The sequence below is a fragment of the Capsulimonas sp. genome, from assembly GCF_039929585.1.
In the GTDB taxonomy this organism is placed as follows: domain Bacteria; phylum Armatimonadota; class Armatimonadia; order Armatimonadales; family Capsulimonadaceae; genus Capsulimonas.
In genome coordinates this window covers 1-4,037 of record NZ_JBDSQY010000332.1, presented here as the reverse complement: position 1 = coordinate 4,037, position 4,037 = coordinate 1, and the positions used below count along the sequence as shown (strand labels likewise).

Annotated in this window: 3 protein-coding genes; all 3 read right to left on the bottom strand. The window is 57.5% G+C overall.

The features are described from left to right. Window positions 1–43: 43 nt before the first annotated feature. The gene (locus ABIZ35_RS25300; protein WP_348222713.1) at window positions 44–1,717 is read right to left on the bottom strand and encodes a heme peroxidase family protein; all 1,674 of its coding nucleotides are present in this window, start codon (window positions 1,715–1,717) and stop codon (window positions 44–46) included. A 284-nt stretch (window positions 1,718–2,001) separates the two neighbouring features. Then, window positions 2,002–3,702 (bottom strand): hypothetical protein, encoded by a 1,701-nt coding sequence (locus tag ABIZ35_RS25295; protein WP_348222712.1) that lies wholly within the window; start codon window positions 3,700–3,702, stop codon window positions 2,002–2,004. A gap of 17 nt (window positions 3,703–3,719) precedes the next feature. Then, a partial coding sequence (locus ABIZ35_RS25290) for a hypothetical protein (RefSeq protein ID WP_348222711.1) occupies window positions 3,720–4,037 on the bottom strand: 318 nt, incomplete at its 5' end.

Sequence of the window (4,037 nt, the reverse complement as noted above, 5' to 3'; positions counted from 1 at the left end):
GCAATGCGATTCCGGGCCGTTTTTGATTTGAGTATTGAGCGATCTAATGGCGCGCGGCCTTGATGATCTCGGCGATCCCGAAGCGTCCATTTTTTGTAAACTCATCGATGGGACGCCAGCCGGGATGCTGCTGAAGATAGGAATGGGAGTCTGCCCACATCAGGCCAACAAAGACTTCCCCGATGATCCTGCCGCCGACCGGGCCAAGGTGGATGTGCGCGTCATCGTTCACTTTCCCATCCGTTCCGAGCGCCTGCTGCTGCGCTTCCGCAAGGATGTAGTACCAGAGCGGCGCGTTGTCGGTGAAGTTCGGTGAGATGTCCGTGAGCAGCGGATTGTCGTTCGCGGCCTGCGCGGCTGCAGTTGCTTTGCCGACCCGCAGCTTATCGTCCGGCACAACGGGAAGTCCCATCGCTCGGGCAACGGACTGGCCGGATGGCAGGCTCATGCTCAGACCGCGCAGAAGATTGCGCGCGGCCAGCGACGCCTGCCCTTTGGTGACCGCCTCCGGAAGATGTCCGAGCGGATTGACAAGCGATGTGTCGATCTTATAGGACCGCTGCAGGCGTCTTGGGCCCTGCGGCGTATGCTCACCGATATCAAAGAACAAGTTCCAGTCCAGCGCCCAATTGCCTGGAAACTCCCGAAATCCCACCAAGCTTTCCGCAAGCTTAGCCGAATCCGTTTCCGCGAAGATCATCTGTCTGCCAGGCAGCGTCGTATTCAGGCGGTAGATGGGTCGCACCATCGAGTGTCCGAAACGATAGGCGGCCACGCTAAACTCCACGGGGATGTACGCCTGCTGCTTCGGTTTAAAGAAACGCAGATGCGGATTGAACTGCGTCACTGCTTCTCGTTTGCCATCGTGCTTCAGCTCGGGCAGCAGCAGCTGGACAGTATCCTTGCCGATGATGGTTGGCAGGAAGTCGTGAAGCACCGTCCACTGATAGTGGAATCGCACCTCTCGCTGGACATCTTCAAACGGAGGAAGTACGCCGCCGCGACGTCTGGCGAGCGTTTTCGCGACGCTGTTGTGGAAGCGCAGCAGCGTCGCTTGAAGCTGCGAGACGATCACGTTCTCATCATTGCGTGGATCGCCGATCAGCGCGCGCTTCGGCGCTCCCTCTTCGGGAGTGTTGCGGGGAACATCCCGCGTCTGGCCGTCATGCGAGCTGCCCGTCAATGTACGCCCCAGCAGCAGATGCACACCGTCTTCCGCGTAAAGATACGGCTGATCGTCTGGTCCACGGCCGTAAATGTTGTCTAGGTCGAAGCGTGGCGTTCGGAAGTCGGTGAGCGCGTCAGGATCATTTTGTCTTTGCAGGCTGCTCGCCGGATCGAACGTGAGGTCGTGATCGATGAACTGGCCGAAGTAGGTGTAGCCGGCGCTGATTCCCAGGTTCTCTTCATCGTCCCGTTCCGTCTCGGGCGTGGGTTCATCTTCGGCCGGCGCGACCATCTTGTCCGCCAATGCGATCAGTTCATTTTCCGTGTGATAGGCGGCGGGAAGCGTTCGGAACATACGTCCGAACCGGCCTTCAAATTGATTGGACTGCCGCGATAGATTTTGGCCGCGGAGTCCCGTCCCATGCATGCGCCGCGGACCGGCGGAATAATGCGCGCCTCCCGGAGCGGGGGTAGGGGTTGGAGTGGTTGTGGGGGTTTCCGCCCCATCATTGTTGTTCAGACTGTTGGTTTTGTCAGCAAGGATCGCCATGTTTTTCTCCCGCATCATCGGAAAGAGCCATTGAGGAACAATCATTGCGAACGGTGGGCAAAAAAAGCCCGCGCCTTATCAAAGGGGCAGGCTTGTACGTAATCTTTCTACGCGCATTCGCCCGCCGGCTATTCGCAATAGTATAATCCGCAATGGTGGATGAACGACTTACGAAATACCAGCCGATACTGCATTGCGCAGGTATTGATCTCGATTATGGTAGTCCAATCAAATATTGTCAAGGATTACATAATATTTGTTATATGGCTGTCTGGTAATCGCATTTATTGCAGCATACCTGACACGCGCTGCCAGGAAAGCAGATCATAGTGGTTGCCCGTCGTCGGGAAGAACGGCGGCGGATGGTCGGCGAGGCGACTGTCATAGTGATATTGCTCCTGGTAGCCGTTAGTGAGTACGCCGCTGGAGTTGACGTAGGCGAAGATACCAGCCGCCTGTGTAATGACGCCCCCGATCGAGGTCATTGTGCCGGTGCTGCCGACAGGATGCACCGGATTGGCGGCGTCGAACGACGTCTTCGCGAAGATATTGCCGTCGAACTCAAGGTTCGGCCCAGCGCCGTCCGCCACGGAAATATGATCGCCCAATAGACCGAAGACCCCAGCTTTCTGGTTGAAGTTGGTGTCCGCCGACTGAGCGATTGCGAGATTGCGCGGCGTGTTATAAGTGATCGAGCCGGTCAGGGTGACATCTTTTCCAAGAGCGAGGTCCGTGGCGATTGTCATTTGCGAGCGATAGGTGATATTGCCCGATGAGTCCACTTTGTTATCCGCGATGACACCGCTCAATCCCGTAATGTTTCCGTCCGAATAAACCATGCCGTTAGGGACGCCCGTCAGGGTGGTAACGGTGTGTACGCCACTGACGCTTTTGTCGACTTTGGTCTGGTTATTACTCGCGTCGACGGTGATCGTCTGAATGGTCGTGCCTTGCGTGACGGTAATGACCTGGTTTCCGCTGCCGTTGACGCTGAGAGCGACGACACTGTTGCCGTGCAGGAAGATGCCGCCGCTGACCGTTCCCGAGTTATTCACAATCGTGGCGCCTGCGATGGTCGGTACTCCCGGCGGAGCACTATTGCAGGGGTTCGGCGGTGCGATCCCCATGGCGGCGTATTCCTGTGTGTAATCTGTTGTAGGCAGCGGAATTTGCGCCGAATTGGGGATCTTCTTTCCTCCGCTGTCGAGCAGGAAGTTTCCGCTGGAATCCGTTTTGTACCCGGTCGTCATACTGGGCTGGCCGCTCGCGGCGATGCTTTTGTAGTCGCTCGTCGACGACGGCGCTCCCACCACGCCGATGCTGTTCTTCCACCATGTCACGTTTCCCGAGACGGAAAATGCGTCGTCGCCGGTGTAGGTGAACATCGGGTTCGCGGTGTTGTTAGATTTCCATAAGATCGTGGTTTGCAGGCCGTCGGCGTCGTTGGAATGGAACGGCCCTTCAAAGTGGTTGTTGTAATCCCAGAAGCCAGCGCCGTCGGTGACGGTGAAGTAGGCGTATTTGCCGAAGCTCGCCTGCTGAACGTAAGCGCGTACGATCTGAGTTGTGCCGCTCGGCATCGTTCCCTGGGCTTCGATGACGTAATGTTTCTGTGTACTGGTGGTGTTCGTCGAATCGCCGCTGATACGCACTGTCAGAGTCGTCCCTGTTTGTCCGAAGGGCGCCGAGATCGTTCCGTTGCCGCCGAAGAAGTTCGTCATCGGATGCAGGGTGCTGTCATCCGGCGGGCTAGCTTGGGCAGTCAGCCAGGTCAGTCCGAGCTCGATGCCGGCGTCGGCCATGTTGAACGCTTCCGTGGTGTCGTTCCGGTGCTGCGACATTTGAATGGTGGCGTTGACCAGAGAAATGAGGCCGAGCGAGAGGATCGACATCGCGAAGATCAAAACCAGCGATGTCGCGAGCGCCGCGCCGCGCCGAGTTTTTCGAATATTTTTTCTCAGCATGTTGGGTTGCACAATTGACATTGCCGCCGTGTTCCTTGCTAGTTCTGGGTTCGCCCGTGGGCGCTGGTTGAGGTCGCGCCGAAGGGATTATGGTCACGCAGGTAAACGACCTCGCCCGTCAGCTGCGTCACGTTGCCGTTGGCCGCGTCCGAGGATGTATAGCCCCGGATCGGATCGAAGTAGGCGCTGATGATCTTGATCTTGACTTCATTCGCGATCGGCGTCACGCCGTCGGGCATGTAGGGCTGAATAAACTGTACGGCGTTCAGCGAGGGCGCAACCGATTTGATGATCGCCCGGTTGACCGACACGCCCTGATCGATCCCCTTTTCCCACAAGCATGTGCCGGAGTTGGG

Bases quoted from the DNA above. Each gene is read 5' to 3' on its own strand.
- ABIZ35_RS25300 (WP_348222713.1), bottom strand. From the start codon at position 1,717: ATGGCGATCCTTGCTGACAAAACCAACAGTCTGAACAACAATGATGGG.
- ABIZ35_RS25295 (WP_348222712.1), bottom strand. From the start codon at position 3,702: ATGTCAATTGTGCAACCCAACATGCTGAGAAAAAATATTCGAAAAACT.